Origin of the sequence: Pseudomonas sp. C32, from assembly GCF_030417915.1 — a bacterium.
Classification (GTDB): Bacteria; Pseudomonadota; Gammaproteobacteria; order Pseudomonadales; family Pseudomonadaceae; genus Aquipseudomonas.
This window is the reverse complement of sequence record NZ_JAUHUK010000005.1, coordinates 150,319-176,422: the sequence shown is the minus strand read 5'-3', so window position 1 is coordinate 176,422 and position 26,104 is coordinate 150,319. Positions and strand designations below refer to the sequence as shown.

Annotated in this window: 24 protein-coding genes; 7 read left to right on the top strand and 17 right to left on the bottom strand. The window is 59.2% G+C overall.

What is annotated here, in order from left to right; translation table 11 throughout:
- Positions 1 to 103 precede the first annotated feature (103 nt).
- Positions 104 to 760, top strand: a complete 657-nt coding sequence (locus QYH43_RS07880; RefSeq protein WP_301156804.1) for an HAD family phosphatase — start codon at positions 104 to 106, stop codon at positions 758 to 760.
- Between the two features lie 93 nt (positions 761 to 853).
- Here QYH43_RS07880 and QYH43_RS07875 read toward each other — a convergent pair whose 3' ends face one another.
- Both QYH43_RS07875 and ilvA read right to left on the bottom strand, forming a co-directional pair.
- Positions 854 to 1,279, bottom strand: coding sequence for a DUF2269 family protein (locus tag QYH43_RS07875; RefSeq protein ID WP_301156802.1), 426 nt, complete (start codon positions 1,277 to 1,279; stop codon positions 854 to 856).
- 37 nt (positions 1,280 to 1,316) lie between these two features.
- A complete protein-coding gene (ilvA, locus tag QYH43_RS07870; RefSeq protein ID WP_095057347.1) occupies positions 1,317 to 2,831 on the bottom strand; it encodes a threonine ammonia-lyase, biosynthetic in 1,515 nt (504 codons plus the stop codon).
- Positions 2,832 to 3,167: 336 nt separating this feature from the next.
- Between ilvA and rpiA the strand changes: the two genes are divergently transcribed.
- Positions 3,168 to 3,842 carry a ribose-5-phosphate isomerase RpiA gene (rpiA, locus tag QYH43_RS07865; RefSeq protein ID WP_301156801.1) on the top strand — a complete coding sequence of 225 codons (675 nt, stop codon included), beginning with the start codon at positions 3,168 to 3,170 and terminating at the stop codon, positions 3,840 to 3,842.
- A 117-nt stretch (positions 3,843 to 3,959) separates the two neighbouring features.
- Here rpiA and QYH43_RS07860 read toward each other — a convergent pair whose 3' ends face one another.
- The 4 genes from QYH43_RS07860 to QYH43_RS07845 form a co-directional block, all read right to left on the bottom strand.
- Complete coding sequence (locus tag QYH43_RS07860; RefSeq protein ID WP_301156799.1) at positions 3,960 to 4,877, bottom strand: SdiA-regulated domain-containing protein; 918 nt, start codon at positions 4,875 to 4,877, stop codon at positions 3,960 to 3,962.
- 118 nt (positions 4,878 to 4,995) lie between these two features.
- Positions 4,996 to 5,922, bottom strand: a complete 927-nt coding sequence (locus QYH43_RS07855; protein WP_301156798.1) for an SdiA-regulated domain-containing protein — start codon at positions 5,920 to 5,922, stop codon at positions 4,996 to 4,998.
- A gap of 255 nt (positions 5,923 to 6,177) precedes the next feature.
- Entirely contained in the window at positions 6,178 to 6,843 is a 666-nt protein-coding gene (locus tag QYH43_RS07850) for a fumarylacetoacetate hydrolase family protein (RefSeq protein WP_095057343.1), read from the bottom strand.
- Between the two features lie 36 nt (positions 6,844 to 6,879).
- Complete coding sequence (locus QYH43_RS07845) at positions 6,880 to 8,274, bottom strand: FAD-binding oxidoreductase (protein ID WP_095057342.1); 1,395 nt, start codon at positions 8,272 to 8,274, stop codon at positions 6,880 to 6,882.
- A 204-nt stretch (positions 8,275 to 8,478) separates the two neighbouring features.
- Here QYH43_RS07845 and serA point away from each other — a divergent pair, with 204 nt between their 5' ends.
- Positions 8,479 to 9,708: a phosphoglycerate dehydrogenase gene (gene serA / locus QYH43_RS07840; protein ID WP_095057340.1), complete on the top strand. Its 1,230-nt coding sequence runs from the start codon at positions 8,479 to 8,481 to the stop codon at positions 9,706 to 9,708.
- 46 nt (positions 9,709 to 9,754) lie between these two features.
- On the opposite strand, the gene QYH43_RS07835 is transcribed toward serA, so the two are convergent.
- Positions 9,755 to 10,180 carry a DUF4399 domain-containing protein gene (locus QYH43_RS07835; protein WP_301156795.1) on the bottom strand — a complete coding sequence of 142 codons (426 nt, stop codon included), beginning with the start codon at positions 10,178 to 10,180 and terminating at the stop codon, positions 9,755 to 9,757.
- A 134-nt stretch (positions 10,181 to 10,314) separates the two neighbouring features.
- Here QYH43_RS07835 and QYH43_RS07830 point away from each other — a divergent pair, with 134 nt between their 5' ends.
- Positions 10,315 to 10,887, top strand: a complete 573-nt coding sequence (locus tag QYH43_RS07830) for a transporter substrate-binding domain-containing protein (RefSeq protein WP_095057338.1) — start codon at positions 10,315 to 10,317, stop codon at positions 10,885 to 10,887.
- A gap of 61 nt (positions 10,888 to 10,948) precedes the next feature.
- Here the strand turns inward: QYH43_RS07830 and QYH43_RS07825 are convergent, their stop codons facing one another.
- Both QYH43_RS07825 and QYH43_RS07820 read right to left on the bottom strand, forming a co-directional pair.
- A complete protein-coding gene (locus tag QYH43_RS07825; RefSeq protein WP_095057337.1) occupies positions 10,949 to 11,428 on the bottom strand; it encodes a DUF523 domain-containing protein in 480 nt (159 codons plus the stop codon).
- A gap of 1 nt (position 11,429) precedes the next feature.
- A complete protein-coding gene (locus QYH43_RS07820) occupies positions 11,430 to 12,062 on the bottom strand; it encodes a 2OG-Fe(II) oxygenase (protein ID WP_095057336.1) in 633 nt (210 codons plus the stop codon).
- A 108-nt stretch (positions 12,063 to 12,170) separates the two neighbouring features.
- Between QYH43_RS07820 and QYH43_RS07815 the strand changes: the two genes are divergently transcribed.
- Positions 12,171 to 12,923 carry a DUF2059 domain-containing protein gene (locus QYH43_RS07815; RefSeq protein ID WP_301156793.1) on the top strand — a complete coding sequence of 251 codons (753 nt, stop codon included), beginning with the start codon at positions 12,171 to 12,173 and terminating at the stop codon, positions 12,921 to 12,923.
- A gap of 129 nt (positions 12,924 to 13,052) precedes the next feature.
- Here QYH43_RS07815 and QYH43_RS07810 read toward each other — a convergent pair whose 3' ends face one another.
- A complete protein-coding gene (locus tag QYH43_RS07810; protein ID WP_095057334.1) occupies positions 13,053 to 14,000 on the bottom strand; it encodes an alpha/beta hydrolase in 948 nt (315 codons plus the stop codon).
- 96 nt (positions 14,001 to 14,096) lie between these two features.
- Between QYH43_RS07810 and QYH43_RS07805 the strand changes: the two genes are divergently transcribed.
- Both QYH43_RS07805 and QYH43_RS07800 read left to right on the top strand, forming a co-directional pair.
- Positions 14,097 to 14,693, top strand: coding sequence for a DUF6436 domain-containing protein (locus tag QYH43_RS07805; RefSeq protein ID WP_301156791.1), 597 nt, complete (start codon positions 14,097 to 14,099; stop codon positions 14,691 to 14,693).
- A gap of 88 nt (positions 14,694 to 14,781) precedes the next feature.
- Entirely contained in the window at positions 14,782 to 17,181 is a 2,400-nt protein-coding gene (locus tag QYH43_RS07800) for a penicillin acylase family protein (protein WP_301156789.1), read from the top strand.
- Positions 17,182 to 17,659: 478 nt separating this feature from the next.
- Here QYH43_RS07800 and QYH43_RS07795 read toward each other — a convergent pair whose 3' ends face one another.
- From QYH43_RS07795 to QYH43_RS07765, 7 genes are all read right to left on the bottom strand, one after another.
- Positions 17,660 to 18,550, bottom strand: coding sequence for an ABC transporter permease subunit (locus tag QYH43_RS07795; RefSeq protein WP_301156788.1), 891 nt, complete (start codon positions 18,548 to 18,550; stop codon positions 17,660 to 17,662).
- Entirely contained in the window at positions 18,547 to 19,428 is an 882-nt protein-coding gene (locus QYH43_RS07790) for an ABC transporter permease subunit (protein WP_301156886.1), read from the bottom strand. The genes QYH43_RS07795 and QYH43_RS07790 overlap by 4 nt, the downstream gene beginning before the upstream one ends.
- A 35-nt stretch (positions 19,429 to 19,463) precedes the next feature.
- Positions 19,464 to 20,606: a polyamine ABC transporter ATP-binding protein gene (locus tag QYH43_RS07785; RefSeq protein ID WP_053163613.1), complete on the bottom strand. Its 1,143-nt coding sequence runs from the start codon at positions 20,604 to 20,606 to the stop codon at positions 19,464 to 19,466.
- Between the two features lie 71 nt (positions 20,607 to 20,677).
- Positions 20,678 to 21,775, bottom strand: a complete 1,098-nt coding sequence (locus QYH43_RS07780; protein ID WP_095057508.1) for a polyamine ABC transporter substrate-binding protein — start codon at positions 21,773 to 21,775, stop codon at positions 20,678 to 20,680.
- A 243-nt stretch (positions 21,776 to 22,018) separates the two neighbouring features.
- Positions 22,019 to 23,131, bottom strand: coding sequence for a polyamine ABC transporter substrate-binding protein (locus QYH43_RS07775; RefSeq protein ID WP_095057510.1), 1,113 nt, complete (start codon positions 23,129 to 23,131; stop codon positions 22,019 to 22,021).
- 185 nt (positions 23,132 to 23,316) lie between these two features.
- Positions 23,317 to 24,681: an aspartate aminotransferase family protein gene (locus tag QYH43_RS07770; protein WP_095057511.1), complete on the bottom strand. Its 1,365-nt coding sequence runs from the start codon at positions 24,679 to 24,681 to the stop codon at positions 23,317 to 23,319.
- A 60-nt stretch (positions 24,682 to 24,741) separates the two neighbouring features.
- Positions 24,742 to 26,100 (bottom strand): glutamine synthetase family protein, encoded by a 1,359-nt coding sequence (locus QYH43_RS07765; protein WP_301156786.1) that lies wholly within the window; start codon positions 26,098 to 26,100, stop codon positions 24,742 to 24,744.
- Positions 26,101 to 26,104: the final 4 nt, after the last annotated feature.

The window sequence follows — 26,104 nt, the reverse complement described above, 5'->3', positions numbered from 1 at the left end:
AAAGGTTGTGAAGGCGGCAACGAAGGTTCCTACCTTATGTGCACTCTTGTGAAAAGACCGTATTCTTGTCGCCTTTTTACAGACATATCAGCGGGTAACTGCAATGCGCCTGGCTTTATTCGATTTGGACAACACCCTCCTGGGCGGTGACAGTGATCACGCTTGGGGCGATTACCTGTGTGAGCGCGGCTTCCTTGATGCCGTCGCCTACAAAACTCGCAACGACGAGTTCTATCAGGACTACCTGGCCGGAAAGCTGGATAACGCCGCGTACCTGAATTTCTGCCTGGAGGTTCTGGGTCGTACCGAGATGGCCACGCTGGATCAGTGGCACAGCGACTACATGCGTGACTGCATCGAACCGATCATGCTGCCCAAGGCCCTCGAACTGCTGAAAAAGCACCGAGACGCCGGCGACGTACTGGTGATCATCACCGCGACCAACCGTTTTGTTACCGGGCCGATTGCCGTGCGCCTGGGCGTCGAAACCCTGATCGCGACCGAGTGCGAAATGCTCGATGGCCGCTACACCGGGCGCAGCACCGATGTGCCGTGCTTCCGCGAAGGCAAGGTGACACGCCTGAATCGTTGGCTGGAAGAGACCGGACATTCACTCGAAGACAGCTACTTCTATAGCGACTCGATGAATGATTTGCCGTTGTTGGAGCAGGTGACGAATCCAGTGGCAGTGGATCCGGATCCGAATCTGCGGGCAGAGGCCGAGAAACGTGGTTGGCCGGTAATCAGTCTGCGCGACTGAAGACGCCATCGCCGGCAAGCCGACCCCTACAAGGGCAGCACTCGCCCTGTAGGAACTGGCTTGCCAGCGATAGCTTCAACCCGGTCTCAAGCATTAAACCGGCTTGGCGCCCATCAATCCGGCAATGGCGATAAAGCAGACAAAACTGAACAACGCCAAGCCAAAGGTAAATTTACCCACACCACCCGGCGCCTTGCGCAGTTTGTTCAGCCGCACCAGCAACCAGAACCACGCCAGCGCCGCCACGGTGTACAGCACACTCGAGGCCAGCAACCAGGTCTGCCCCAGCGGCCAGCCCACCAGGTGCACCATCCACCAGCCGGTAAACGGCATGCTCAACAACGCCAGCCCCATCAACAGCCAGATAAACACCCGTGGCCGCTGCAAGGTGCGGCTGCCGGCCGTCGCATCGCCATTATGCCGCGCACGCCAGACCCAGATCCCCAGACCCAGCGCAGACAACAGCAACACCAGCGTCGCCACCATGTGCGCCATTTTCAGGGCCGTTAACGTTTCCATGGTTCGATTTCCTTATGCATTGCCATCGTCGTAGCCGTTAGCCCAGAAACAACTGGTAGGCCGGGTTATCGCTTTCATCCCAGTACGGGTAACCAATCTCTTCCAGCGCCGCCGGCACCAGGTGGCGCTCGTCGTGGGGCACTTGCAGGCCCGCAACGACACGGCCATCCGCCGCGCCATGGTTGCGGTAATGGAACATCGAGATGTTCCAGCGCCCGCCCAGTTTGTTGAGGAAGTTGAACAGCGCGCCCGGACGCTCCGGGAACTCGAAACGCAGAATCACTTCATCGACCACGTGCGCCGCACGGCCGCCGACCATGTGCCGGATGTGCAACTTGGCCAGCTCGTTGTCGGTCAGGTCCAGCACCGGGAAACCCTGCTCGCTCAGGCTGGCGATCAACGTGCTGCGCGGGTCGTTGTCCGGGTGCGTCTGCACGCCGACAAAGATGTGCGCTTCGCTGCCGGTGTTGTAGCGGTAATTGAATTCGGTGATCTGGCGCTTGCCGATGGCCTCGCAGAACGCCTTGAAGCTGCCCGGCTTCTCAGGGATGGTCACGGCGATGATCGCTTCACGACCTTCGCCCAGCTCGGCGCGCTCGGCCACATGACGCAAACGGTCGAAGTTGACGTTGGCGCCGGAATCGATCGCCACGAAGGTCTGCCCGGTGACGCCGCGCTGTTCAACATACTTCTTGATCCCGGCCACGCCCAAGGCGCCGGCAGGTTCGGTGATCGAGCGGGTATCGTCGTAGATATCCTTGATAGCGGCACAGATTTCATCGGTGCTGACGGTGATCACTTCATCGACATAATCTTTGCAGATATCGAAGGTGTGCTGACCGATCTGAGCCACCGCCACGCCATCGGCGAAGAGGCCCACGGTCGGCAACACCACGCGCTCACCTGCCGCCATGGCCGCTTGCAGACAATTTGAATCATCCGGCTCGACACCGATGACCTTGATGTCTGGCCGCAGGTACTTCACGTACGCCGCAATACCGGCGATCAGGCCGCCACCGCCCACCGGGACGAAAATCGCATCCAATGGCTGTGGGTGCTGGCGCAGAATCTCCATCGCCACCGTGCCCTGCCCGGCAATGGTGTGGGGATCGTCATACGGGTGGATATAGACGTAGCCTTTTTCGTCGACCAGTTTCAGCGAGTAAGCCAGGGCTTCCGGGAACGAATCGCCGTGCAGCACCACTTTACCGCCACGGGAGCGCACGCCTTCGACCTTGATCTCGGGGGTGGTCTTGGGCATGACGATGGTCGCTTTCACGCCCAACACCTTGGCCGCCAGGGCCAGGCCTTGGGCATGGTTGCCCGCCGACGCGGTGACCACGCCGCGAGCGCGCTCTTCGTCGCTCAGCTGGGTCAATTTGTTGTAGGCGCCGCGAATCTTGAACGAGTACACCGGCTGCAAGTCTTCGCGCTTGAGCCAAATGCTGTTGCCCAGCCGCTCGGAGAGCTGGCGGGCAGTCTGCAATGGGGTTTCTACGGCAACGTCATAAACGCGCGAGGTGAGGATCTTTTTGACGTACTGTTCAAGCATCGGAAAGCATCACTGAGCGGGTTGGGCAGGACCACGGAGTCTAACCCGGCTTTTGGCCGCACGACCACATTAAACCGGTGGTTTTGGACACCATGAAACCATTGTGGCGAGGGAGCTTGCTCCCGCTCGGCTGCGAAGCAGTCGTAAATCCATATTGCACATTATGTCTGAAAGAATGCAGGGGACCGCTTTGCGCTCCAGCGGGAGCAAGCTCCCTCGCCACAAAAGCCATCCGGCACCAGAACTCCTGCTCTCTGCCAATCGGGCAATGACCTTCCCCGCCCCGAAGCCTATAATGCCGGCCTTTCGTTCCTTCTTCGGCACCTCGGAGCCCGCATGACTCAGGATCAACTCAAACAGGCAGTGGCTCAGGCCGCCGTCGACTTCATCCTTCCGAAACTCGACGACAAGAGCATCGTCGGGGTCGGCACCGGCTCCACCGCCAACTGCTTCATCGACGCACTGGCCAGGCACAAGGGCGCATTCGATGGCGCCGTCGCCAGCTCCGAAGCCACCGCCGCGCGCCTCAAGGGCCACGGGATTCCGGTCTATGAACTGAACACCGTCAGCGATCTGGAGTTCTACGTCGACGGCGCCGATGAAAGCGACGAACACCTGAACCTGATCAAGGGCGGCGGCGCAGCCCTGACCCGCGAGAAGATTGTCGCGGCCGTGGCCAAGACCTTTATCTGCATCGCCGATGGCAGCAAGCTGGTGCCGGTGCTCGGCGCATTCCCGCTGCCGGTCGAAGTGATCCCGATGGCCCGCAGCCACGTGGCGCGTGAACTGGTGAAGCTGGGCGGCGATCCGGTCTATCGTGAAGGTGTACTGACCGACAACGGCAACATCATCCTCGACGTGTTCAACATGCAAATCACCAATCCGGTGGAACTGGAAACGCAGATCAATGCCATCGTCGGCGTGGTCACCAACGGTTTGTTCGCGGCGCGTCCGGCGGACCTGTTGCTGCTGGGCACCAGCGAAGGCGTAAAGACCCTGCGCGCTGAATAAGCTCACACAATCCCCTGTAGGAGGCTTGCCAGCGAAAGCGGTGTAATGACCGACATCGATGTCGAATGTCTTGCACCCTTCGCTGGCAAGCCAGCTCCTGCAGGAACCGTGTCAGCCTCAAGGCTGGGTTGGTTTTTTGAACACGTAAAACAGGTTCGGCTCGCTCACCAGGTACATCGTGCCCTCGTCATCCATGGCGATCCCTTCAGCCTGCGGCACGGTTTTTTTCAGGCCCTGCCGGCCCTTGCTCAGTGACATGGTACTCAGCGGCCGTCCACCCACATCCAGCTCCAGAATCAACCGCGATTCGTCCGACAGCGCCAGCAAGTGCCCGCTGCGTTCGTCATATTGCAGACTCGACAGATCCCGTACAAACATCCCGGCATCGCGCTTGGGGTTGTTGATCACGTGCACCGCGTAGGATTTTTCCGGGTTGAAATGCGGAAACCCGTGCACCTCGTAAATCAGCATCGGATCGCGCTCCTTCGCGACGAACAGACGCTTGCCCACCGAATCATAGGCCAGCCCCTCAAACCCCTTGTTGCCGCTCATGTGCACGCCGAGGGTCATCTGTTCAGCGTCTGCCGCATCGAGGAACGTCGCGCCTGGCTCCAGGCGAATCTTGATCAGCCGCTGCTGGCGTTCGTCAGTGATGACATAGGTGTCGTCGCTGATGAACTCCACGGCTTCCGGATCACCGAAACCGATCAGTGAAACACGGCGCAGGATCTTGCCGTCGAGGGATAACTCGATCAGCTCGGAGTTCTTGTTGGTCACGGTAAACAGGCTTCTGCGCACCGGATCGAAGGTCAACGCTGATACGTCGTCGTTCAAACCTTCAATCACTTGCCCTTCTACTGCCACCTGATATTGATCCAGGCCGATGGACTGGGTGCTCATCGGCTGCCAAAGGGTGTTCAGGTTGAACCAGGCGCGTTCGAACAGGCGCATGTACTGCCCGATCACGATCAAGACGATCAGAGCGATCACTGACAAGATCAGAATCAGGGGCTTGGGACGGGCAAGTCGACGCATTCGGGAGGGCTCGAGTTCAGGACTGGCGAATGGAATAACACGCCTGTCTGAACTGAAGCTTAATGGCCACGGGCCAAGCCGCACAACCGAACGTAATTATTCCTACACAACATAAGCGTCATTTCTGCTTTTCGAAGCGGTAAAACAGGTTCGGTTCACTCACCATGTACAGCGTGCCGGCCTCGTCCATGGTCACACCTTCGGCGCGAGGGATGGTCTTTTTCAGGCCGTTGAAACCGCGCAGCAGGGTCATGAAGCTGACCTGTTCGCCCTTCTCGTCCAACTCCAGCAACAGGTGAGAGTCAGCGGACAGCACGAGGGTATGACCGGTGCGCGGGTCAATGGCCAAGGCCGAGAGGTTGCGGATATCCAGCTCATCGCTGGCGAGCTTTTGCTTGTCACCGGTGAGCGTCTTGCCATCGCCTTTCCAGGTGAACAACGCCGGTGGACGCTCTTCACCCAGCAACAGCTGCTGGTTACGCGCATCCCAGGTGACACCTTCAAAAGCCTTGTTCTGGTCTTTCGAAGGCCCGAGGTCGTATTTAGGGAAATCGGCGAGGTTCAGTTCGCGGGTGTCGGCATCCACTTTGACGATGGTGATCTGGTGGTCACGCTCATCGACAATGGCCAGCAGGCCGTTGCCCAGCGCGGTGACACCTTCCGGGTTGCTCCAGCCCACCAGTGGCATTTTGCGTAGAACATCGCCCTGCAAGGTCAGCTCGACCAGGAAGGGGTTCTTGCCCATGACCGAAAACAGGGTTTTGGACTGAGGGTCGTAGGCCAGATCGGAGGCCTCGTCCTTTTCCATGCCAGGCAGCGGCTTGGCATCGATCACAGCCTGGTAGTCCGGCAACCAGACACTCTCCTGGCGCTCGGCCGGGCTTTCGAAACTTTCCTGCATCCAAAGCACGCCACGGTCGTCCCAATGCATGGCAAATGCGAGGCCATAAGCGATGGCGGCCACCAGCAAAAGCCAGGTGTACCAACGCAGGGCGAAGCGCGAGCGGCGGGCAGGTTTGAGCGTGGAGAGCGGTTGAGTGGCCATCGGGGAATGCGTTCCAGAAATTCAGGCTAGGGGTAATAGCACAGTTTGGGGACGGCTCAGAGGCCGAAAGACCTGAAATTATCCAGACAGGATGTGAAAAAAACGGAAAATGGCGCGATAGCCCTTTGCGACGCAAGGATGACAACGGCCTTGTAGGCGCTGGCTTGCCAGCGAAAGCGGCGCAACAGTCAACATGGATATTGAATGTTGCGGCCTCTTCGCTGGCAAGCCAGCTCCTACAGGGGTTGGCGCAGGTTAACGGACGCTGCTGGTAAAGCTGCTGGCGCCCGGCAGTTCCAGCACGATCTCGTCGCCGACGTTCAGCGGGCCAACACCCACTGGCGTGCCGGTCAGGATCACGTCACCGGCCTGCAGCGAGAAGCAGCCGGCCATGTGCTGGATCATCGGCACGATCGGGTTGAGCATCGCGCTGCTGTTGCCGTCCTGGCGCACTTCACCGTTGATGGTCAGGCGGATGCCGATATCGGTCAGGTCGGCAAAGGTGCTGCCGGACACGAACGGAGCAATCACGGCCGCGCCATCGAACGACTTGGCGATTTCCCAAGGCAAGCCTTTGGATTTCAGCTCGGCCTGTTTGTCGCGCAAGGTCAAGTCCAGGGCCGGTGCGAAACCGGAGATGGCATCGAGCACTTCTTCACGGCTCGGCTTGGTCGACAACGGCTTGCCGATCAACACCGCGATTTCCGCTTCGTAATGCACTGAGCCACGCTCGGTCGGAATGCTGAAACCGCCCTCCAGCGCCACCACGCAACTGCCAGGTTTGATGAACAGCAGTGGCTCGGTCGGCACCGGGTTGTCCAGTTCCTTGGCGTGTTCGGCGTAGTTACGGCCAATGCACACCACTTTCCCCAACGGGAAGTGAATACGCGTACCGTCGACATACTGGTGCTGATAGCTCATTACCGACTCCTGCTTCGTGCTCTTAAAGTTCGAAAATCAAACAGCGAAAATCTTGCCCGGGTTCATGATGCCATTCGGGTCGAACACCGCTTTGACGGCTTTCATGTACTCGATCTCAACCGGAGAACGGCTGTAGGTCAAATAGTCACGCTTGGTCATGCCCACGCCGTGTTCGGCGGAGATCGAACCGTTGTACTTCTCGACGGTTTCGAACACCCACTTGTTGACGGTGGCGCACTTGGCGAAGAACTCGTCCTTGCTCAGGTTGTCCGGCTTGAGGATGTTCAAGTGCAGGTTGCCGTCGCCGATGTGGCCGAACCAGACGATTTCGAAGTCCGGGTAGTGTTCGCCGACGATCGCGTCGATTTCTTTCAGGAAAGCTGGGACTTTCGATACGGTGACCGAAATGTCGTTCTTGTACGGCGTCCAGTGGGAAATGGTTTCGGAGATGTATTCGCGCAACTTCCACAGGTTCTGCAACTGGGTTTCGCTCTGGCTCATCACGCCATCCAGCACCCAGCCCTGCTCGACGCAGTGTTCGAAGGTTTCCAGGGCGTGGTTGGCCACTTCCTCGGTGGTCGCTTCAAATTCCAGCAATGCGTAGAACGGGCAATCGGTTTCGAACGGCGCCGGAACATCACCACGGCCCATGACCTTGGCCAGCGCTTTGTCGGAGAAGAATTCGAACGCGGTCAGGTCGAGCTTGCTCTGGAAGGCGTGCAGCACCGGCATGATCGAGTCGAAATCGGCGGTGCCGAGGACCATCGCGGTGAGGTTTTTCGGTGCACGGTCCAGGCGCATGGTCGCTTCGACCACGAAACCGAGGGTGCCTTCCGCGCCGATGAACAGCTGGCGCATGTCGTAGCCGGTGGCGTTCTTGATCAGGTCGCGGTTCAGTTCCAGCACGTCGCCCTTGCCGGTGACCACTTTCATGCCGGCGACCCAGTTACGGGTCATGCCGTAGCGAATGACCTTGATCCCGCCGGCATTGGTGCCGATATTGCCGCCAATCTGGCTGGAGCCCGACGAGGCGAAGTCCACCGGGTAATACAGGCCTTTTTCTTCGGCGACGTTCTGCAATTGCTTGGTGACCACGCCGGGCTGACAAACGGCAGTACGGTCGGTGAGGTTCACGTCGAGGATCTGGTTCATGTAGTCGAAGGACACAACCACTTCGCCATTGGCCGCGACCGCAGCGGCGGAAAGACCGGTTCGGCCGCCTGACGGCACCAGCGCCACCTTGTGTTTGTTGGCCCACAGGACAATGGCCTGGACCTGCTCGGTGGTCTTGGGGAACACGATGGCGGTCGGGGCCGGGGCGAAATGCTTGGTCCAATCCTTACCGTAAGCATTCAGGGAGTCGGCATCGGTCAGCACCTTGCCAGGCTCAACCAGGGTCTTCAGCTCATCAATCAGGGCAGGATTGGTCATCGACAGAACTCTCGAACAATTCATGGTCATCCTGAGAACGCTTCACGTCGCAGGAATGAGTGTTTAGCAGGGCGCCTATGCTAGCATATCGACCCCGCAGCATAGTGCCCAACGACTGTCCTGCGGCGACGGCTTTCTTGCCGTCGGGGTCAGCGTCTGTTGACCATTTCCTGCCATTTTTCTCCGGGATACAGGTTTACGCAGATGAGCAAGACTTCTCTCGATAAGAGCAAGATCAAGTTCCTTCTTCTCGAAGGCGTCCACCAATCGGCTGTCGACGTCCTCAAGGCGGCGGGCTACACCAGCATCGAGTACCTCACGGGTTCTCTGCCGGAAGCCCAGCTGAAGGAAAAGATCGCGGATGCCCACTTCATCGGCATTCGCTCGCGCACTCAACTGACCGAAGAGATCTTCGATCACGCGAAGAAACTGGTCGCTGTCGGCTGTTTCTGCATCGGCACCAACCAGGTTGACCTGAACGCCGCCCGCGAACGCGGTATCGCCGTGTTCAACGCGCCGTACTCCAACACGCGTTCCGTCGCGGAACTGGTGCTGGCCGAAGCGATCCTGCTGCTGCGCGGCATCCCTGAGAAAAACGCTTCCTGCCACCGTGGCGGCTGGATCAAGAGCGCAGCCAACTCCTTCGAAATCCGCGGCAAGAAGCTGGGTATCGTCGGTTACGGCTCGATCGGTACTCAGCTGTCGGTCCTGGCTGAAGGCCTGGGCATGCAGGTGTACTTCTACGACACCATCACCAAGCTGCCATTGGGTAACGCGACTCAGGTAGGCAACCTGCACGATCTGCTGGCGATGTCCGACATCGTTTCGCTGCACGTTCCGGAAACCGCCGCCACCCAGTGGATGATGGGCGAGAAGGAAATCCGCGCCATCAAGAAAGGCGGCATCCTGATCAACGCTGCTCGCGGCACCGTGGTTGAACTGGACCACCTGGCAGCGGCCATCAAGGACAAGCACCTGATCGGCGCGGCCATCGACGTGTTCCCGGTGGAGCCACGCTCCAACGACGAAGAGTTCGAAAGCCCGCTGCGCGGCCTGGACAACGTGATCCTGACCCCGCACATCGGCGGTTCCACCGCTGAAGCCCAGGCCAACATCGGTCTGGAAGTGGCGGAAAAACTGGTCAAGTACAGCGACAACGGTACGTCGGTATCGTCCGTGAACTTCCCGGAAGTGGCCCTGCCGGCTCACCCTGGCAAGCACCGTTTGCTGCACATCCACGAAAACATCCCGGGCGTGCTCAGCGAGATCAACAAGGTCTTCGCCGAAAACGGCATCAACATCTCCGGTCAGTTCCTGCAGACCAACGAGAAGGTTGGCTACGTAGTGATCGACGTCGACGCCGAGTACTCGGACCTGGCGCAAGAGAAGCTGCAGCACATCAACGGCACCATTCGTTGCCGTGTACTGTTCTAAGAACAGCCGCAGTTGAAAAAAAGGGAGCCCCTCGGGGCTCCCTTTTTCATTTCACGTTGACCGTGATTTTCTCGGAGAGGATCGGCGGATCGAACGGCATGTGGCCGCTATCGCCCAACTCCAGCTGCAAGGTGTGCTTGCCCGGCGTCAGCGTGATTTCAGCCTGGGTCTGCGCCTTGCCAAAGTGCAAATGATTGGCATCGTTCGGAATCGGTGCACCGGCCGCCGGCAGTTCGTCGACATCGATCAACAAATGGTGGTGACCCGTGTTCTTGGTGACATCGCCTGCTGGTGCCAGGGCAATGTTCTCGACAGCAAATTTGACCACGACCGTTTTCGGCACCGTCGCACCGTCTGCAGGAGAAACGATGGACACCTCAGCCCCTTTGGGAGCCGGTGTCGCCGCAGCGGCCAGCGCCGAAACACCCATCAGCAGACCAGCCAACGCTGCACGTGACATAAAGCTTTTCATTTTCTTCTCCAGTTTTTCCGTAAAATCCGCGTGACCATGACAACTTCATGGCCATTTGTTGTCGAAGGCACTCGACAACCATAGCAAAGCGAGCCTGAATCAGAGGGTCGCGATAATGAATTCAAGGAGTGACCATGCGCTTTCTGCCTGGCCTGATCTGCCTGATACCCCTTCTGAGTCCATTGGCTCATGCCGAACTGATTGACGACATCAACGACCGAGGCGAACTGCGCATTGCTGTTGAGGCTAATACACCTCCTTTCAATTTCAAGGAGGACGAAAAACTCAGCGGCTTCGAAGTCGAGTTGGGTCAAATGCTGGCCAATGAACTGGATGTGCGCGCCGACTTTGTCATCACCGACGGCAGCGATCTGTTGACCGGCGTCGAAAGCGGCAAGTACGACGTCGCCATCAATCACATAGCAATGACCCCGGAACTCAAGGATCGTTTCGACTTCAGCGAGCCATACATTCAAACCAACACGCAGATGCTCGCGCAGAAGGAAGAACCGCGCTCAATGCTGCTGGTGCAGTCGCTGACGGAAGAGAAGCCGAAAGCCAACCCGGCTGTAAGCCTGGTGATTCCGTTTCAGAAAGGTAACCCGGCGTTCCATGCCAGCCTGGAAAATGCGTTGCAACGCATCAAGGACGACGGCCGAATGGCGGCGCTGGAGAAGAAGTGGTTTGTGGCGACGCCCAAACCCTGAGACTGGCGCGATCATTTGTAGGAGCCAGCAAGCCGGCTCCTACAGGATTTAGTGATCCGCTTTAGATCAATAGTGCGGCCGCCGCTTCGGCCAGCTCGAGCTCGCTGAAGACTTGAACGCCATGGCGCTTGAGCAACGCCGCCGTCACCCCCTCGCCACTGACCTTCACACCGCTGAAGGTACCGTCGTAGGTCAGCAGGTTGCCGCACGATGGGCTGTTGGCCTTGAGCACGGCAACGCGGATGCCGTGCTTTTGCACCAGTTCCAACGCCTGATACGCCCCCGACAGAAACTGCGCACTGACGTCTTCGCCCTCGGTGGTGATCACTGTTGCCTGACCATCAAGCACGTGAGCGCCCTGCCCGCCGGGAATTTCTGCAGCAGCCCGCGGGGTTGGCAAGCCGCCCGCCACCTCCGGGCACAGCGGCACTACACGGCCTTCATCGAGCCACTGCTGAAGCTGATCGAACGGCCCACTGGCCCCGCCGTCATAACGCACGCGGTGGCCCAACAGGCAGCGGCTGACCAGAATCTTTTGCATTTCAGAACGGCTCGTTGCCGCGACGCCGGAACCAGCCGGTCAATGACAGGCGTTCGCGGGTTGCCGGCAAGACTTCGTGAGGCACTTCGCCAGAGAGAAACACCACCAGGCAACCGCCGGTAGGTTGCACGTCGTAGGCGCGCTCATTGTCCAGGTACATGCGCAACTGACCGCCGTGTTCAGGCAGCCAGCCGTCATTGAGGTAGACCACCGCCGAGACCATGCGCCGGTCGTCATCGCGAAAGCGGTCGAGGTGCTTGAGGTAGAACGCCCCGGGCGGGTACATCGCGAAATGGCTTTCGAAATCCTCCAACCCCAGGAACAGCCCGCGATTGATCGCCTCGCGCAGGCTGTCCATCAGGCCCAGGTAGCTGTCGCACGCCTCGGCCTGACCGGGATCGATCCACTGAATATGATCGCCACGGATGCCTTCGCGTATCTCCGAGGTCGGTCCACGGCCGACGGCGGCCGGAGCCAGCTCACCCTCGGCAGCACGTTTACGGCACTCGGCCGCCAGCGCTCGGGTCAGATCCAGAGGCAGGAAAATATTCTGCTGCGACCAGCCGCGCTCGGCCAGGTCATCGACGATTCGTAACAGCAGCGGGTGATCAGAGGATATTTGCATGGCGCGCATAGTATGCCTGCGCCTGGAAATCCGACAGAGCCGCGCAGCGGGTTGATACGAATTCTCGACAAGTCAGGGTGCCACACGGAGAATAGTCGCCTGCTGACAGGAGTCCCTATGCGCCGTTTGCTTTTATCACTGCTGATGTTCTGCGTTTTGCCCGCCTGGGCAGACGGCCACGACCAGCTGTACAAGGTCGCCGGCTGGCCGGAACAACGCGCGCACTTTAACGACGCCCTGACGGCGGCCCAACAGCGTTATCAGGGCAGCCTGCCACCGGCGGTGTTTCAGGCGCTGGTCAATAACAGCAATCAGCGGTTTGCGCCTAAGGCCGTGGACCAACGTGCCGAAGCGCAATTGCGCAAAAACCTCACCGATCCGAAACCTGCGCTGACGTTTTTCCAGTCGCCGCTGGGCAAAAAGATCATCGCCGCCGAACTGCTGGCGACCCGTCGCGACCAACTGGCGAAAAATGCCAAGGGTTTGCCGAAGATGCAGGCCAGCGACAGCCGCATGCTGATCATCGGCCACCTGGCCCAGGCCCTGCCGGCGCGTGAGGCTGGCGCGGAAGTCAGCCTGGCGATTGCCGGTGTCGCCGCTGACAGCCTGAGTTCGATGATCCCCGGCCTGCTCGGTGCCGGACAGGCCCAAGGCATGTTGAACGGGCAGCGCCAGCGTTTGATGGACCAGATCGGCAGCGACCTGAACAACACGCTGCTCTATGTCTACCGCGACCTGTCGGACAACGAACTGGAAGAATTTGCGACTTTTGCCGAATCGGCTGAAGGCCAGGCTTATTATCAGGCGGCGCTGGCAGCGATTCGGGCGGGGTTGGCGGTGGGGCAAAACCCTTCGAACCTCACCCAGTAATTTTTAGCGCCAGATCGATCGCCTTCGCGGGCAAGCCCGCTCCCACAAGGTCGGTGCTGATCACAAAATTGTGAGCTTGCTCCAATCACTGTGGGAGCGGGCTTGCCCGCGATGGGGCCCTGACTGTCACTAGGAGTTCCGGCCTTTTATCCGCCTGGTCAAAAACCCGAAATACTCCGTTCGCATCACCAGCGTCTCATTCGCCAGATGATGCCGCGCCTCAGGCAGCATCAACACTTGCGGTCGATCAAACTTGCCGCGCAACACTTCGAGGTTGTGTTCCCAATCGACCGTCATGTCCGCCTGCCCTTGCACAATCAGTGGCCGTCGGCTGCTGACCGGCGCGGCCTCGATGCGCTTGATCCAGCGTGACAACGCCCCGACCCACGCAGTTGGCAGACGCAACGGCTGCAAAGGATCGGCTTGCAGGAATGGCAGAAAATCCGGGTCATTGGAGTTTTCGCTGAAGCGTCGGGCGATGGCTTTGACGAACGGTTTGAGCAGGTAATAGCTCAGTTGCGACCAACCCCACGCCCGCGGCCGCACCAGCGGTGACAACAGAATCACCTGCCCCTGGGCCGGGCTGTTCGCGCCGGCATTGAGCACATGATCGATCACGATGGCGCCGCCGGTACTCTGCCCGCACAGGTGCCACGGTTGCGGTAAATCAAGGGACTGCGCTTCGGTAAACAGCCCCTGCAAGGTGTCCTGGTATTCGGCGAAGTCCTTGATGCTCGCACGCTCGCCACTGGACAATCCATGCCCTGGCAAATCGCAGGCAATCACGGCGAACCCCTGATCCAGCGCCCACTCGATCACGTGCCGGTACAGTCCGGTGTGGTCGTAAAAACCATGGAAGACAAACAGCGTCGCCTTCGCCCCTTCGGGCCACCAGAACTGACTCACCAGCTGATACCCATCGATCTCGAAGCGCCCAAGACCGCTGCGCAGCCGACGCTGCGCGAAATCCAGCCCATAGAACTGCTGATAGGCCTGCGCCTGCGTCGACAACGGCAGTCCATCCGCCAGTGGCCGCAGACTCGCACGTAGAAGATCAGGATCGAAAGTGACAGGCATGAGCGATTCCAAAGCATGAAACGGACTTTATAGGTCTGCGATATTCATCTGTCGCGGCAAGCATGGCAAGCTAGCCGACCTTCGAGGATTGAACCGATGCACTCGCCTTTTCGTGCCCCCCTGTTTGCCAGTCTGCTCGCCGTGGTGTGTGCCGGTGTGTTGTGGGCGGGTTACGACTGGTTTCAGGGACGTTACCTGCGTGCGTTCAGCTCCCACACCGCGATGTTTTCCGGCGACCCGCTGCGTCTTCCCGAGGCCATTGCCGGACCCGGCGCCATCCGACTGGTGCATTTCTGGGACCCGGCCTGCCCGTGCAACGTCGGCAATCAACAACATCTGACGGAATTGGTCGAGCGTTACGAGCCACACGGTGTGGAATTCTATGGAGTGCAAAAACCCGGTAGCCACGGCCAGTTGCCGAGCACTTTGAGTAACCTGAAGTCCATCGAGGTGCTACCCGGTTCCGAGCAGATACCTGCCAGCCCGGCCGTGGCGATCTGGGATCGTTCCGGAAAACTGGCGTACTTCGGCCCATACAGCGAGGGCCTGACCTGCAATTCCAGCAACAGCTTTATCGAACCGATCCTGCAGGCTCTGGACGAAGGCCGTTCGGTGAGTGCCACGCACACACTGGCAGTCGGCTGTTACTGCCCGTGGCCGCTCGATCCTCCGGAAGAGGGAAAAACGCGGTAATACGAATCCCTCCTAAGGGCGATGCGCCAAATTGGCGGCACGTGTTAAACAATGACTCAACGGAAAACAATAACAACAAGGAGTTGCCATGAAACGTAGCCTGACCGCTCTCGCTCTGCTGATCGTTGTGCTGGCCGCAGGCGCCAGTGGGTACCTCTACAGCAAGCAGCCGTCACGCCAGGGCATGGTCGAACTGCAACACCTGCAAGGCTCGGTCACCGTGCGCTACGACGAGCGCGGCGTCCCGCACATCCGCGCCGACAACGAAACCGACCTGTACCGCGCCCTCGGCTATGTGCATGCCCAGGACCGACTGTTCCAGATGGAGGTCCTGCGCCGTCTCGCCCGCGGCGAATTGGCCGAAGTGCTCGGGCCGAAGCTGCTCGACACCGACAAACTGATGCGCAGCCTGCGCATTCGTGAACGCGCCGAAACCTACCTGGCAAACCTGGACAAACAATCGCCATCGTTCATCGCCCTGCAAGCGTACCTGGATGGCATCAATCAGTATCAGGACAGCCACGCAAAACCGGTCGAGTTCGATGTGCTGGGCATTTCCAAGCGCCCGTTCACGGCCCAGGACACCATCAGCATCGCCGGCTACATGGCCTACAGCTTTGCCGCTGCGTTTCGCACCGAGCCCGTGCTGACGTTCGTCCGCGATCAGTTGGGGCCTCAATACCTCAACGCCTTCGACCTCGACTGGCAGCCCAAAGGCGTGCTCAACGGCGCTGCACCGGCGCTGAGCGGCATCGACTGGAAAGACCTCAACGCCCTCGCCCGCCTGAGTGAGCAGGCCCTGGCCGACAATGGCCTGCCGCAGTTCGAAGGCAGCAACGCGTGGGTTGTCGCCGGCAGTCGAACCCAAAGTGGCAAGCCGCTGCTGGCGGGCGATCCGCATATCCGCTTTTCAGCGCCCTCGGTGTGGTACGAAGCTCACCTCACTGCACCGGGCTTCGAACTCTACGGTCACTATCAGGCCTTGATGCCCTTCGCGTCATTGGGCTTGAACCGCGACTTCGGCTGGAGCATCACCATGTTCCAGAACGATGACCTCGACCTGATCGCCGAGAAGGTCAACCCGGACAATCCCAACCAGGTCTGGTATCGCGGCAAATGGGTGGACATGACGTCCAGCGAGCAACAGATCGCCGTCAAAGGGCAAGCACCGGTGACGCTGGTGTTGCGTCAGTCGCCCCACGGTCCGATCGTCAACGATGCCCTGGGCCGTGGCGTCGGCAAAACGCCGATTGCCATGTGGTGGGCCTTTCTCGAAAGCCAGAACCCGATCATCGACGGTTTCTACCAGCTCAATCGCGCCGATACCCTGGCCAAGGCCCGTGGTGCCGCGGCAAAAATCCAGGCACCCGGCCTGAACGTGGTCTGGGCCAATGCCAAAGGCGATATCGGCTGGTGGGCGGCGGCGCAATTGCCCAAGCGTCCGGCGGGTGTACGCCCGTGGTTCATTCTCGATGGCAGCACGGCCGAGGCGGACAAGGACGGTTTCTACCCGTTCAGCGCCAACCCCCAGGAAGAAAACCCGGCGCGGGGCTACATCGTCTCAGCCAACTTCCAGCCCGTGTCGCCAACGGGCATGGAGATTCCCGGTTACTACAACCTTGCGGACCGCGGCCAGGAGCTCGATCGCCAACTCAGCGACAAAACCGTGAAGTGGAATCTGGAGACCAGCCAGTCGCTGCAACTGGGCACCACCACCGCCTACGGCCCGCGTTTGCTGGCGCCACTGCTGCCGGTGTTGCGTGAAGTGGTGAGCGATCCCGCCGAACTCAAACTGGTCGAACAACTGGCGCAATGGAAAGGTGATTACCCGCTCGAATCCACCAGCGCCACCGTGTTCAACCAGTTCCTGTTCAACCTCGCCGACGCGACGATGCACGATGAACTGGGCGCCGACTTTTTCGAAACATTGCTCTCGACCCGGGTGATCGACGCCGCGCTACCGCGCCTGGCCGCAACGGCCGACTCGCCGTGGTGGGACAACCGCACCACGCTCGACCATGAAACCCGCGCCGACACAGTGAAGGCAGCCTGGCAAGCCAGCATCGCCCACCTCAAGACCACCTTTGGCGCAGACTTCACGCAATGGCAGTGGGGCAACGCGCACACGCTGACCCATGGCCATCCGCTGGGTCAACAGAAGCCGTTGGACCGAATCTTCAACGTCGGCCCGTTCGCCGCGCCAGGCAGCCATGAAGTGCCTAACAATCTTTCAGCGAAGATCGGCCCGGCACCGTGGCCAGTCACCTATGGTCCATCTACCCGGCGTCTGATCGACTTCGCCGACCCGGCCCACAGCCTGACCATCAACCCGGTAGGCCAAAGCGGCGTGCTGCTCGACCGTCACGTTGACGATCAATCCGAGGCGTACATCGAGGGCGTTTATTTCCAGGCGCATCTCAACGACGAAGAGGTCACGGCCAATACACGCAGCACGTTGAAGCTGTTGCCGGCGCGGGTTGCGCAGTAAACCTTTGCTGGCTGGAACAGCCTCATCGCGAGCAAAGGTTGAACACAGACTTTGTGAACGCCCAAAACAACTGTAGGAGCAAGCTTGCTCGCGATGGCGGTGCCACGGTCAACATTGATGTTGGATGACTGTCCGCTATCGCGAGCAAGCTCGCTCCTACAAGGGATCTTTGGTTGAACTCAGATTTTGTGAACACCCAAAATAACTGTAGGAGCAAGCTTGCTCGCGATGGCGGTGCCACGGTCAACATTGATGTTGGATGACTGTCCGCTATCGCGAGCAAGCTCGCTCCTACAAGGGATCTTTGGTTGAACTCAGATTTTGTGAACGCCCAAAACAACTGTAGGAGCGAGCTTGCTCGCGATGGCGGCGCCACGGTCAACATCAATGTTGAATGACTGTCCGCTATCGCGAGCAAGCTCGCTCCTACATTTTGAATCGGGCTGACCACAGCGCTGTGGTCAACCCCGGTTCAGGCTCAAACCGCTTCCGGTGCCTGCGCGCGGCGCACGTCCGGTTGCTTCCAGGAGTCGGCAGCGCTTTCCTCGATGGCTTGCTGGATCGCACGCTTGCGGCTTTCTTCGGCACGACGGCTGAAGAACCAGACCAGGAAGGTCACGATCGAAACCGCCAGCAGGATCAGGCTGGCCACGGCGTTGATCTCGGGTTTAACACCCAGACGCACGGCCGAGAACACTTCCATCGGCAGGGTCGTGGAACCCGGACCGGACACGAAGCTCGCCAATACCAGGTCATCCAGCGACAGCGCGAAGGACATCATGCCCCCCGCGGCCAGCGATGGCGCGATCATCGGGATGGTGATCAGGAAGAACACCTTCCACGGCCGCGCACCGAGGTCCATGGCCGCCTCTTCGATGGACAGGTCCAGCTCACGCAAACGCGCCGACACCACCACCGCCACATACGCCGCACAGAACGTCGTGTGGGCGATCCAGATGGTGACGATGCCGCGTTCCTGTGGCCAGCCGATCATCTGCGCCATCGCCACGAACAGCAGCAACAGCGACAGACCGGTGATCACTTCAGGCATCACCAGCGGCGCAGTCACCAGGCCACCGAACAGCGTGCGGCCCTTGAAGTGGGTGATGCGGGTCAGGACGAACGCGGCTAATGTCCCTAGTGCGACTGCTGCAATCGCCGTGTAGCAGGCGATTTCCAGCGAGCGCACCACCGAACCCATCAGTTGCGAGTTGTCGAGCAGGCCGACGTACCACTTGATCGACCAGCCGCCCCACACCGTCACCAGTTTCGAGGCGTTGAACGAGTAGATCACCAGGATCAACATCGGCAGGTAGATGAACACCAGACCCACCACCAGCATCAGGCTGGAGAAACGGAAGCGCTTCATTCTTTACCCTCCATTTCCTTGGCCTGACTGCGATTGAACAGAATGATCGGCACAATCAGGATCGCCAGCATCACCACTGCCAGAGCAGACGCCACCGGCCAGTCACGGTTGTTGAAGAATTCTTGCCACAGCACTTTACCGATCATCAGGGTTTCCGGACCGCCGAGCAGTTCCGGGATCACGAACTCACCCACTACCGGGATGAACACCAGCATGCAGCCGGCGATGATGCCGTTCTTGGACAGCGGGATGGTGATTTTCCAGAAGCTGTTGAACGTGCTCGAACCCAGGTCGGAAGCAGCTTCCAGCAAGCTGTTGTCGTGCTTCACCAGGTTGGCGTACAGCGGCAGGATCATGAACGGCAGGTACGAATAGACGACGCCGATGTACACCGCAAGGTTGGTGTTGAGGATCTGCAGCGGTTCGTCGATCCAGCCCATGGTCATCAGGAAACCGTTAAGCAGGCCGTTGTTGCTGAGGATGCCCATCCACGCGTAGACGCGGATCAGGATCGCGGTCCAGGTCGGCATCATGATCAGCAGTACCAGCACCGTTTGCAGCTCTTTACGGGCGCTGGCGATGGCATAGGCCATCGGGTAGCCGATCACGAGGCAGAGGATGGTGCTGATCAGCGCCATCTTCAACGAGCCCAGGTACGCGGCGATGTACAACTCGTCGTCGCCGAGCATCGCGTAGTTGCCCAGGTTCAGCAGCAACTGCAACTTCTGTTCGGCGAAGCTGTAGATTTCGGTGTACGGCGGAATGGCCACGTCGGCTTCGGCGAAGCTGATCTTCAGAACGATGAAGAACGGCAACATGAAGAACAGGAACAGCCAGATGAAGGGAACCCCGATGACCAGTTGGCGGCCACCGGGAATTATTCGATTGAGTCGGCGTTTGAATTTGCGCATGTTCATGAGCGAAGTACCACGCCGCTATCGTCTTCCCAGTACACGTAAACCTGATCGCCCCAGGTCGGACGTGCGCCGCGACGCTCGGCGTTGGCCACGAACGACTGCACCAGTTTGCCGCTTGGCAGTTCGACGTAGAACACCGAGTGCCCGCCCAGGTAGGCGATGTCGTGGACCTTGCCGCTGGACCAGTTGTACTGGCAGGTCGGCATGTCAGCGGTGACCAGCAGTTTCTCCGGACGGATCGCGTAGGTGACCGACTTGTCCTGCACCGAAGTGCTGATGCCGTGACCCACGTAGATCTGGTGGTCCATATCTTTGCAGGTAATGATCGCGTGGCCTTCAGCGTCGTCGATCACTTCGCCTTCGAAGATGTTCACGTTGCCGATGAATTCGCAGACCAGGCGGCTGGTCGGGGTTTCGTAGATGTCGATCGGGCTGCCGATCTGGGCGATCCAGCCCAGGTGCATGATCGCGATGCGCTCGGCCATGGTCATGGCCTCTTCCTGGTCGTGGGTCACCATGACGCAGGTCACGCCGACGCGCTCGATGATCTCGACCAGTTCCAGCTGCATTTGCGACCGCAGCTTTTTATCCAGCGCGCCCATCGGTTCGTCGAGCAGCAACAGCTTCGGGCGCTTGGCCAGGGAACGGGCCAGGGCCACACGCTGACGCTGGCCGCCGGACAACTGGTGCGGCTTGCGCTTGGCGTACTGGCTCATCTGTACCAGCTTGAGCATGTCCGCCACGCGGGCATCGACTTCAGCGGCCGGCAATTTGTCCTGCTTGAGGCCGAAGGCAATGTTCTGCGCCACGGTCATGTGCGGGAACAGGGCGTAAGACTGGAACATCATGTTGATCGGCCGCTCGTACGGCGGCATGTCGGTGATGTCTACGCCATCGAGGAAAATCCGCCCTTCCGTGGGCCGTTCGAAACCGGCGAGCATGCGCAGCAACGTGGACTTGCCCGATCCCGAACCGCCGAGCAGGGCGAAAATCTCGCCTTTCTTGATTTCCAGGGACACGTCGTCCACGGCAATCGTCTCGTCGAACTTCTTCGTGACCCGGTCGATTTTGACCAGCACCTGTTTAGGTGACTGGTCGCCCTCGAGGGCTTTCTTATAGGCGCCGGAGGCAACTGCCATTTACGAAACTCCCAGAAAAAAGAGTGCAGTTCGCTCAAGGTGAGCCAACCTGGATAGTTTGAGCCTTGAAACTATTTACCCGACTTGACCTTGGTCCAACTGCGGGTCATCAAACGTTGAATGTTCGGCGGTAACTCGACGGACACGTAGGTTTTGTCGAGCACCGCTTGCGGTGGGTACACCGCTTCGTCGGTGCGAATGGACTGGTCCATCAGTTTGTCCGACGCCGGGTTAGGGTTGGCGTAGCCGACGTAATCGCTGACCTGCGCAATCACCTCAGGTTTCAGCAAATAGTTGATGAACGCGTTGGCCTGTTTGACGTTGGTCGAGTCCTTCGGAATCGCCAGCATGTCGAACCAGAGCGCACCGCCTTCTTTGGGAATCGAGTAGGCGATGTTCACGCCTTTCTTGGCTTCATCGGCGCGATTTTTTGCCTGGAAGATATCGCCGGAGAAACCGATCGCCACGCAGATATCGCCGTTGGCCAGGTCTGCGATGTATTTCGAAGAGTGGAAGTACGTCACGTAAGGCCGTACCGCCAGCAACTTGGCTTCGGCCTTTTTGTAGTCTTCAGGGTCGGTGCTATTGGCGTTCAGGCCCATGTAGTTGAGCACGGTCGGCATCATTTCATCAGCCGAATCGAGGAACGCTACACCGCAGCTTTGCAGCTTCTTGATGTTCTCCGGCTCGAACAGCACGCCCCACGAATCAATCGTATCGACGCCCAGCACAGCCTTGATCTTGTCGACGTTGTAACCGATGCCGTTAGTGCCCCACAGGTACGGCACGGCGTACAGGTTGCCCGGATCATTTTGCTCCAGGCGCTTGAGCAGCACCGGGTCGAGATTCGAGTAGTTCGGCAGTTGCGACTTGTCGAGTTTCTGGAACGCCCCGGCCTTGATCTGCTTGCCAAGGAAGTGGTTCGACGGCACGACCACGTCGTAACCCGTACGCCCGGCCAGCAACTTGCCTTCCAGGGTTTCGTTGGAATCGAAAACGTCATACACCGGCTTGATGCCGGTCTCTTTCTGGAAGTCGGCCAACGTGCTCTCGCCGATGTAATCCGACCAGTTATAAATATGCACGGTACCGGCGGCCTGGACACTGACAGCCAGTGTCAATCCGGCGCCAACCAGCATGGCATTACGCAACAAAGAAAAAATAGGCAAGTGGAGGTCCTCTAAAATTAGTTGGGCCCAAGTTGCCCCGTGTTACATGACAACCGTGGTTGTCCGGCAACAAAACCGGCGCGCAACTTACCCCCGAAAAACCGTTCCAGCAAAACTTTTATGCAGAAACACCTGTGGGAGCGAGCCTGCTCGCGATGGTCGTCAACGATAACGATGGGTGCCTGACACCCCGCGGCGCTCTCAGGTTCATCGCGAGCAGGCTCGCTCCTACAGGTTAATTACTTATTTACCGGATTTAATCTTGGTCCAGCTGCGGGTCATGATCCGCTGGGTCGCGGCCGGCAAGTCGGCAATCGCGTACAGCTTGGCCAGGACATCCGCCGGCGGGTAAACGCCCGGATCGCTGGTGATGTCTTTATCCACCAGCGGCGTGGCAGCGGCGTTACCGTTCGGGAAACGCACGGCGTTGGTGATTTCAGCCATGATTTCCGGCTTCTGCAGGAAGGTCATGAACTTGTAGGCGCCTTCGACGTTTTCGGCATCTTTAGGGATGGCGACCATGTCGTAGAAGCTGCCTGCACCTTCTTTCGGAATGTTGTAGCTGACTTTCACCTTGTCGCCGGCTTCTTCTGCGCGGGACTTGGCCTGGTAAATGTCACCCGAGTAACCCACGGCCACGCAGATGTTGCCGTTGGCCAGGTCGGAGATGTACTTGGACGAGTGGAAGTAACCTACCGAAGGACGGATTTTCAGGAACAGCGCTTCGGCTTCGGCCAGTTGTTTTTTGTCCTGGCTGTCGGTTGGATAGCCCAGGTAGTGCAACGCCACCGGAATCATCTCGGTTGGCGAATCGAGGAAACTGATACCGCACGATTTCAACTTCGCGGCGTTTTCAGGTTTGAAAAGCAGGTCCCAGGAGTTGGTCGGTGCATCGGCACCCAGTGCAGCCTTGACCTTCTCGGCGTTGAAGCCAATACCGATCGAGCCCCACATGTACGGGAACGCGTGCTCGTTGCCCGGGTCGCTGACCGATACCGCCTTGAGCAGTTCCGGGTTCAGGTTTTTCCAGTTAGGCAGCTTGGATTTGTCGAGCTTCTGGTACACGCCGGCCTTGATCTGCTTGGCCAGGAAGTTGTTCGACGGCACAACGATGTCGTAACCGGACTTGCCGGCCAGCAACTTGGCTTCGAGGGTTTCGTTGCTGTCGAAGACGTCGTAGACCACTTTGATGCCCGACTCGTCTTCGAACTTCTTGACGGTGTCGGGGGCGATGTAATCGGACCAGTTGTACACGTGCAGAACTTTGTCATCGGCGTGAACCGCGCCCGCCATCAACCCCATCACGGACATGGCAAGGAGGGTCTTGCCAGCGAGCTTTTTACCTAGTGCCTTCATGCGTAATGCTCCAAATTTTTCTTTTTTGAACCACTTGTTCAGCGACCGAACCCGGGTAACTGGAACCGCGGCTAGTCTGGCAAGATCCACATCGGTCTATCAAGGAAAGGCCACGCTTTCTGACAGCTCTGAGCGAAAGTCCCTGCGTCATGCAGAACCTCGGACTTGCGCTCAGAGCCTAGCACTTAGCCCTGCAATGCACTCAGGGTCAGATCAAGACACTTGCGCGCCTTGGTCACCAGCTCATCGATTTCCGCCGGTGTAATCACCAGCGGTGGCGCGATGATCATGGTGTCGCCGACGGCGCGCATGATCAGGCCATTGTCGAAGCAGAACTGACGGCAGATCATGCCGACGCCCTTGCCTTCATAACGCTTGCGTGTGGCCTTGTCCTGAACCAGTTCGATGGCCCCCAACAGACCTACCCCACGAACTTCACCCACCAGCGGATGATCGTTCAGTTCCCGCAGACGTTTCTGCAAATACGGTGCCGTTTCTGCATGAACGCGCTCGATAATTTTCTCGTCGCGCATGATGCGGATGTTTTCCAGCGCCACCGCAGCGGCCACCGGGTGCCCGGAGTACGTAAAGCCGTGGTTGAAATCGCCACCTTCGTTGAGCACGTCCACCACCGCGTCACGCACGATCAGGCCACCCATCGGGATGTAGCCCGACGTCAGGCCTTTGGCGATGGTCATCATGTCGGGCTTGAGGTCGTAGAAATCGCTACCGAACCACTCACCGGTACGGCCGAAACCGCAAATCACTTCGTCGGCCACGAACAGAATGTCGTACTTGGCGAGGATTTCCTTGATGCGCGGCCAGTAGCTGTCGGGCGGAATGATCACGCCGCCGGCGCCCTGGATCGGCTCGGCAATGAAGGCGCCGACGTTGTCGACGCCGACTTCGAGAATTTTCTCTTCCAGCTGATTGGCAGCCCAGATCCCGAACTCTTCCGGGGTCATGTCACCGCCTTCGGCGAACCAGTAAGGCTGGGCGATGTGGACAATGCCCGGGATCGGCAAGTCGCCCTGTTCGTGCATGTAAGTCATGCCACCCAGGCTCGCGCCGGCCACGGTGGAACCGTGATAGCCGTTCTTGCGGCTGATGATGACTTTCTTGTTCGGCTGGCCCTTGATCGCCCAATAGTGGCGGACCATACGCAGCATGGTGTCGTTGCCTTCGGAACCGGAACCGGTGAAGAACACATGGTTCATGCCTTCCGGTGCGATGTCGGAGATGGCCTTGGCCAGTTCCAGCACCGGCGGGTGGGCGGTCTGGAAGAACAGATTGTAGTAAGGCAATTCGCGCATTTGCTTGCTGGCTGCATCGGCCAGTTCATCACGACCGTAACCAATGGCCACGCACCACAAACCGGCCATACCGTCGAGGATCTGGTTGCCTTCGCTGTCCCACAGGTAAACACCCTTGGCATGGGTGATGATCCGCGGGCCTTTCTCTTTCAGCTGCTTGAAGTCGCTGAACGGAGCCAGGTGGTGATCGTTGCTCAAGGCTTGCCATTCACGGGTTTGCGGATTGTTGCTGGTCATACGAATCTCCTAAAAAAATCAGGTGAAAGCGCCGCCTGGAAAACGACGGCGCCCGGCGTATCAGACGGCAAAGAGCAGGAATTCCCTTTCCCACGAACTGATCACGCGCTTGAAGTTTTCATGCTCGGCCCGCTTGACCGCGACGTAGCCAGTGATGAAATTTTTGCCCAGGTACCGCTCGATGGTCGCGCTGTTTTCCATACGGTCCAGTGCGTCTTCGATGGTCAGCGGCAGGCGCAGGTTGCGGCGTTCATAGCCACGACCCACCACCGGTGCACTCGGGTTCAGGCCTTCGACCATGCCGATGTAACCGCAGAGCAGGCTCGCTGCGATCGCCAGGTACGGGTTGGCGTCGGCGCCCGGCAGGCGGTTTTCCACCCGACGGTTTTGCGGCCCGGCATCCGGAACCCGCAGGCCCACGGTGCGGTTCTCTTCGCCCCACTCCACGTTCACCGGTGCCGAGGTGTCCGGCAGGAAGCGGCGGAACGAGTTGACGTTGGGTGCGAACAGCGGCAACAGCTCGGGGATGAGCTTCTGCAAACCACCGATGTGGTGCAGGAACAACTGGCTCATGGTCCCGTCTTCATTAGAGAAGATGTTCTTGCCGGTCTCGATGTCGATGATGCTCTGGTGCAAGTGCATCGCACTGCCCGGCTCGCCGGTCATCGGTTTGGCCATGAAGGTCGCGGCCACGTCGTGCTTGAGCGCGGCTTCGCGCATGGTGCGCTTGAACACCAGGATCTGGTCGGCCAGGGACAGGGCATCGCCGTGACGGAAGTTGATTTCCATCTGCGCCGTGCCGTCCTCGTGGATCAGCGTGTCGAGATCCAGCTCCTGCAGTTCGCACCAGTCGTAGACGTCTTCGAACAGCGGGTCGAATTCGTTCGCCGCTTCGATAGAGAACGACTGACGACCGATTTCCGGGCGACCGGAGCGACCGATCGGTGGCTGCAACGGATAGTCCGGGTCGTCGCTGCGCTTGGTCAGGTAGAACTCCATTTCCGGCGCCACAATCGGCTGCCAGCCCTTGTCGGTATAGAGTTTCAGGACTTTCTTGAGCACGTTGCGCGGCGACAGCTCGATCGGGTTGCCTTGCTTGTCGTAGGTGTCGTGGATCACCTGTGCGGTGGGTTCGATGGCCCACGGCACGAGAAACACAGCGTTCTGGTCGGGACGGCAGATCATGTCGATGTCGGCCGGGTCGAGCAGTTCGTAATAGATGTCGTCTTCGACATAGTCGCCGGTCACGGTCTGCAACAGAACGCTTTCAGGCAGGCGCATGCCTTTTTCGGCGATGAACTTGTTGGTCGGCGAAATCTTGCCACGGGTAATCCCGGTCAAGTCGGCGATCATGCATTCGACTTCTGTGATCTTGTGGTCTTTCAACCAATCGGTGAGCTGGTCGAGGTTGTTACTCATAAAT

Bases quoted from the DNA above. Each gene is read 5' to 3' on its own strand.
- QYH43_RS07815 (WP_301156793.1), top strand. From the start codon at position 12,171: ATGCGCCGTTTGCTTTTATCACTGCTGATGTTCTGCGTTTTGCCCGCC.
- QYH43_RS07800 (WP_301156789.1), top strand. From the start codon at position 14,782: ATGAAACGTAGCCTGACCGCTCTCGCTCTGCTGATCGTTGTGCTGGCC.
- QYH43_RS07855 (WP_301156798.1), bottom strand. From the start codon at position 5,922: ATGGCCACTCAACCGCTCTCCACGCTCAAACCTGCCCGCCGCTCGCGC.
- QYH43_RS07775 (WP_095057510.1), bottom strand. From the start codon at position 23,131: ATGAAGGCACTAGGTAAAAAGCTCGCTGGCAAGACCCTCCTTGCCATG.
- QYH43_RS07875 (WP_301156802.1), bottom strand. From the start codon at position 1,279: ATGGAAACGTTAACGGCCCTGAAAATGGCGCACATGGTGGCGACGCTG.
- QYH43_RS07820 (WP_095057336.1), bottom strand. From the start codon at position 12,062: ATGCGCGCCATGCAAATATCCTCTGATCACCCGCTGCTGTTACGAATC.
- QYH43_RS07830 (WP_095057338.1), top strand. From the start codon at position 10,315: ATGCGCTTTCTGCCTGGCCTGATCTGCCTGATACCCCTTCTGAGTCCA.
- serA (WP_095057340.1), top strand. From the start codon at position 8,479: ATGAGCAAGACTTCTCTCGATAAGAGCAAGATCAAGTTCCTTCTTCTC.
- QYH43_RS07770 (WP_095057511.1), bottom strand. From the start codon at position 24,681: ATGACCAGCAACAATCCGCAAACCCGTGAATGGCAAGCCTTGAGCAAC.
- QYH43_RS07765 (WP_301156786.1), bottom strand. From the start codon at position 26,100: ATGAGTAACAACCTCGACCAGCTCACCGATTGGTTGAAAGACCACAAG.
- QYH43_RS07810 (WP_095057334.1), bottom strand. From the start codon at position 14,000: ATGCCTGTCACTTTCGATCCTGATCTTCTACGTGCGAGTCTGCGGCCA.
- rpiA (WP_301156801.1), top strand. From the start codon at position 3,168: ATGACTCAGGATCAACTCAAACAGGCAGTGGCTCAGGCCGCCGTCGAC.
- QYH43_RS07845 (WP_095057342.1), bottom strand. From the start codon at position 8,274: ATGACCAATCCTGCCCTGATTGATGAGCTGAAGACCCTGGTTGAGCCT.
- ilvA (WP_095057347.1), bottom strand. From the start codon at position 2,831: ATGCTTGAACAGTACGTCAAAAAGATCCTCACCTCGCGCGTTTATGAC.
- QYH43_RS07785 (WP_053163613.1), bottom strand. From the start codon at position 20,606: ATGGCAGTTGCCTCCGGCGCCTATAAGAAAGCCCTCGAGGGCGACCAG.
- QYH43_RS07795 (WP_301156788.1), bottom strand. From the start codon at position 18,550: ATGAAGCGCTTCCGTTTCTCCAGCCTGATGCTGGTGGTGGGTCTGGTG.
- QYH43_RS07880 (WP_301156804.1), top strand. From the start codon at position 104: ATGCGCCTGGCTTTATTCGATTTGGACAACACCCTCCTGGGCGGTGAC.
- QYH43_RS07835 (WP_301156795.1), bottom strand. From the start codon at position 10,180: ATGAAAAGCTTTATGTCACGTGCAGCGTTGGCTGGTCTGCTGATGGGT.
- QYH43_RS07850 (WP_095057343.1), bottom strand. From the start codon at position 6,843: ATGAGCTATCAGCACCAGTATGTCGACGGTACGCGTATTCACTTCCCG.
- QYH43_RS07860 (WP_301156799.1), bottom strand. From the start codon at position 4,877: ATGCGTCGACTTGCCCGTCCCAAGCCCCTGATTCTGATCTTGTCAGTG.
- QYH43_RS07805 (WP_301156791.1), top strand. From the start codon at position 14,097: ATGCACTCGCCTTTTCGTGCCCCCCTGTTTGCCAGTCTGCTCGCCGTG.
- QYH43_RS07825 (WP_095057337.1), bottom strand. From the start codon at position 11,428: ATGCAAAAGATTCTGGTCAGCCGCTGCCTGTTGGGCCACCGCGTGCGT.